This window comes from Arthrobacter sp. P1_A5, from assembly GCF_056406825.1.
The window spans coordinates 1-4,496 of the sequence record NZ_JBFTZL010000244.1 but is presented as its reverse complement, the minus strand read 5'-3'; the positions used below and the strand labels follow the sequence as shown (position 1 = coordinate 4,496).

The 4,496-nt window shown below is 67.5% G+C and carries 3 protein-coding genes and 1 pseudogene; all 4 read left to right on the top strand.

What is annotated here, in order from left to right:
• Positions 1-1,022 (top strand): annotated as a pseudogene (locus tag AC1D1S_RS19525) (glycine dehydrogenase (aminomethyl-transferring)); the annotation flags it as partial.
• Between the two features lie 12 nt (positions 1,023-1,034).
• On the top strand, positions 1,035-2,183 hold the full coding sequence (gcvT, locus tag AC1D1S_RS19520; protein WP_476995256.1) for a glycine cleavage system aminomethyltransferase GcvT: 1,149 nt from the start codon (positions 1,035-1,037) through the stop codon (positions 2,181-2,183).
• A gap of 606 nt (positions 2,184-2,789) precedes the next feature.
• Entirely contained in the window at positions 2,790-3,173 is a 384-nt protein-coding gene (gcvH, locus tag AC1D1S_RS19515) for a glycine cleavage system protein GcvH (protein ID WP_476995255.1), read from the top strand.
• On the top strand, positions 3,170-4,496 hold a 1,327-nt coding region (gene glyA / locus AC1D1S_RS19510), incomplete at its 3' end, for a serine hydroxymethyltransferase (RefSeq protein WP_476995254.1). The genes gcvH and glyA, both read left to right, overlap by 4 nt.

The following is a 4,496-nucleotide window of genomic DNA, read 5'->3' as shown; positions in this document are numbered from 1 at the left end:
ACGCGGACCTGACCGCCAAGATCGAGCTGCACAAGGACGCGCTGTCCTGCATCATGATCACCTACCCGTCCACGCACGGGGTGTACGACGCCGATGTCCGCGAGGTCTGCGACGCGATCCACGCCGCCGGCGGCCAGGTCTACATCGACGGCGCCAACCTCAAKGCCCTGGTCGGTCTGGCCCAGCCCGGCATATTCGGCGGCGACGTCTCGCACCTGAACCTGCACAAGACCTTCTGCATCCCGCACGGCGGCGGCGGCCCCGGCGTCGGCCCGGTCGCGGCCAAGGCCCACCTGGCACCGTTCATGCCCGGCAACGCGGCTGACCCCGCCAACGGCGCCGACGGCACCCCGATCTCCGCCTCCCGCTACGGCTCGGCAGGTGTGCTGCCGATCTCCTGGGCCTACGTGAAGCTCATGGGCGGCCGGGGCCTCACCGAGGCGACCAAGTCCGCGCTGCTCGCGGCGAACTACATCGCGGCCCGCCTCAACGACTCCTTCCCGGTGCTCTACACCGGCGAAGGCGGCCTGGTGGCCCACGAATGCATCCTGGACCTGCGCGAACTCACGGCCAAGACCGGAGTGACCGCCGAGGACGTGGCCAAGCGCCTGATCGACTACGGCTTCCACGCCCCCACCCTGGCGTTCCCGGTGGCCGGCACCCTGATGGTGGAGCCCACCGAATCCGAGGACCTGGGCGAGATCGACCGCTTCATCACGGCCATGGTCGCCATCCGCGCCGAGATCGACCAGGTGGCCAACGGCGAATTCACCGTGGAGCACAGCCCGCTGCGCAACGCACCCCACACCGCCGCTGCCGTGATCAGCACCGACTGGACCCGCGCGTACCCGCGCGAACAGGCCGTCTTCCCGGTCCACACGCTCAAGCAGGACAAGTACTTCCCGCCCGTCGGCCGGATCGACGGAGCAGCCGGGGACCGCAACCTGATCTGCTCCTGCCCTCCCCTCGAAGCCTTCGAAGACCACTCCGATGATTCCGCCAACTCCGATTCCGCCAACTAAGGACAGCCAACGATGACTGAGAATTACACGGCACTTTACGAAGAGCACAAGAAGCTCGGCGCCTCCTTCACGGACTTCGGCGGCTGGCAGATGCCGCTGAAGTACAGCTCCGAACTTGCCGAACACCATGCCGTTCGCAAGTCCGCGGGACTGTTCGACCTCTCCCACATGGGCGAAGTCTGGGTCACCGGCCCCGACGCCGCAGCCTTCCTGGACTACGCCCTCGTCGGCAAGATCTCCGCGATGGCCATTGGCAAGGCCAAGTACTCGCTGATCTGCAACGAGGACGGCGGCATCATCGACGACCTCATCACCTACCGCCGCGGCGACCAGAAGTTCCTCGTGGTCCCCAACGCCGGCAACGCCAAGGTAGTCGCCGAGGCCCTCGCTGAACGGGCCGGTTCCGGAAAGGACGGCGGGTTCGACGTCACCGTCCGTGACGCGTCCGCCGAGATCTCGCTGATCGCCGTGCAGGGACCCAAGGCCCAGGAGATCCTGCTGCGCCTTGTCCCCGCTGYGCAGCACGAGCTCGTCACCGGCCTGAAGTACTACGCCGCCGTGGACGTCCCGTTCATGTTCGGCGGCGCCAGCCAGGACCTCCTGCTGGCCCGCACGGGCTACACCGGTGAAGACGGCTTCGAGATCTTCGTCGCGAACGACGACGCCGCCGCCCTTTGGCAGGCGCTCGTCGCCATCGCCGAGGACGGCGAGCTGACCCCCGCCGGGCTCGCGTCCCGCGATTCGCTCCGTCTCGAGGCCGGCATGCCGCTTTACGGCAACGAACTCTCCCTCGAAGGCGATCCGTTCGCCGCCGGCCTGGGCCCCGTCGTCGCCCTGTCCAAGGAAGGCGACTTTATCGGCAAGGCCGCCTTGGCCGCCAAGAAGGAAACCGGCGCCGGCGCCACGACGGGCCGCAGGCTCGTCGGGCTCAAGGGCCTCGGGCGCCGGGCCGGGCGCGGCCACTACCCGGTCCTCAAGGACGGCAACGTCGTCGGCGAAGTCACCTCCGGCCAGCCCAGCCCGAGCCTCGGCTACCCGGTCGCGATGGCCTATGTGGACGTCGAATTCACCGAGCCCGGCACGGCACTGGACATCGACCTCCGCGGCAAGGCCGAACCCTTCGAAGTTGTCGCACTGCCTTTCTACAAGCGCCAAAAGTAGTCTGCCGCGGCCTGTCCCGGTGTCTGTCTTGTGGCCGGCACCGGGGCTGTCCGACTGAGTTTTCACGCGTGCTCGCTCGCTTGACCCGCCGTCCCCCTAACCTCGCAAGCTCGGTTAGGGAACCCTGACGGCGGTCGCTCGCTTAGACGCACGCTTCCGAAAACCCAGCCCGGCCAGCCCCTCGGGGGTACGTCACCTTCGAGACATCACGCCACATCCGGACCATCGGGAACCGGCGCCTTCGAAAGCCAAAAGTGCTGGGGGAGGTGCCGCCTACCGCGGCTCTGGGTTGTTCCAAGCTCGATCATTGGGGGTTGAGCTTGATGACACCCTTGAAGCCAAGAAGTAGCCCGGCTCTGGAAGATATCGAAAGGCCGCTGTTTCTTCCGGGAAAACGGCTGGCCCCGAAAACTGTTGGCCCCGAAAACTGAATTTTTTTGATAGCGGCAGGGGAGCGAATTCCGGAAGCGTGCGTCTAAGGGAGCGTCGCGTCCGCCCAGCGGGCGCCTTCGCGACCGAGCACGCGGAGGAATTCGGTTTCCGGCCGCATAACCCGGCCACAATTGATTTAGCACCAACGACCACTCCAAGACTTAGGAAAAACACATGGCAAAAGTTGCCCCTGAACTGCAGTACTCCGACGAGCACGAGTGGGTTGCGCGGGAGGCCGGGAACGTTGTGTCCATCGGCATCTCGGCCGTCGCCACCGACGCGCTGGGCGACATCGTCTACGTGGACCTGCCCGAGATCGGCGCCACGGTGACCGCGGGGGAGACCTGCGGCGAAGTCGAATCGACCAAGTCCGTCTCGGACCTGTACGCCCCCGTCACGGGCGAGGTCACCGAAACCAACCCTGCCGTCGTCGATGACCCCGCGCTGATCAACAGCGACCCGTACGGCGCCGGCTGGCTCTTCAAGGTGGCGGTCGCTGAAGAAGGCCCGCTGCTCTCGGCGCAGGAGTACGCGTCCAAGAACGGCGGCGAACTGTGAGCGGCGCAACGGCGGCCGCGGGCACACAGACGCTGGCGTTTGAGCAGGTCGTTTCCCGGAGTCTGGACGCGGACCTGTCCGTGCTGGATCCGGAGATCGCCGCGAAGATCGACGCCGAACTCAGCCGGCAGCGTGACGGTTTGGAGATGATCGCCTCGGAGAACCACACCGCGAGGGCTGTGATGCAGGCGCAGGGTTCGGTGCTGACGAACAAGTACGCCGAGGGCTACCCGGGCAAGCGTTACTACGGCGGCTGCGAGCATGTTGACGTGGTCGAGCAGCTCGCGATCGACCGGGTCAAGGCCCTGTTCGGYGCCGGGTACGCGAACGTGCAGCCGCACTCGGGTGCGCAGGCGAACGCTTCGGTGATGCACGCCCTGATCCGGCCCGGGGACACCATCATGGGGCTGAACCTGGCGCACGGCGGGCACCTGACCCACGGCATGCGGATCAACTTCTCCGGCCGGCTGTACAACGTCGTCCCGTACCAGGTCCGTGAGGAGGACCACCGGATCGACATGGCCGAGGTCGAGCGCCTGGCCCAGGAGCACAAGCCGGCGCTGATCGTGGCCGGCTGGTCCGCGTACGCCCGCCGGCTGGACTTCGCCGAGTTCCGCCGGATCGCGGACTCGGTGGGCGCGTATCTGATGGTGGACATGGCGCACTTCGCCGGGCTCGTCGCGGCCGGGCTGCACCCGTCCCCGGTCCCGCACGCGCACGTCACGACCTCCACGACGCACAAGACCCTCGCGGGTCCGCGCGGCGGCATCATCCTCTCCAACGACGCCGAGATCGCCAAGAAGATCAACTCGGCGGTGTTCCCCGGGCAGCAGGGCGGCCCGCTGGAGCACGTCATCGCCGGCAAGGCCGTGGCCTTCAAGATCGCCGCGTCCGAAGAGTTCAGGGAACGCCAGGAGCGTGTGCTGGCCGGTGCCCGGATCCTTGCCGAGCGGCTGGTCCAGGACGACGTGACCGCGCAGGGGATCAACGTGATCTCCGGCGGCACCGACGTGCACCTGGTCCTCGTGGACCTGCGCGACTGCGAGCTCAACGGTCAGCAGGCCGAGGACCGGCTCGCGGAAATCGACATCACCGTCAACCGCAACGCCGTCCCGTTCGATCCGCGCCCGCCGATGGTCACCTCCGGGCTGCGGATCGGCACCCCGGCGCTGGCGACCCGCGGTTTTGGCGAGCCGGCCTTCGCCGAGGTTGCCGATATCATCGCTGAGGCTTTGATCGCCGACGCCGGCGCGGACCTCTCCGGTCTGCGCACCCGGGTTCAGGCCCTCGCCGCCGCCCACCCGCTCTACCCCCGCTCTACCC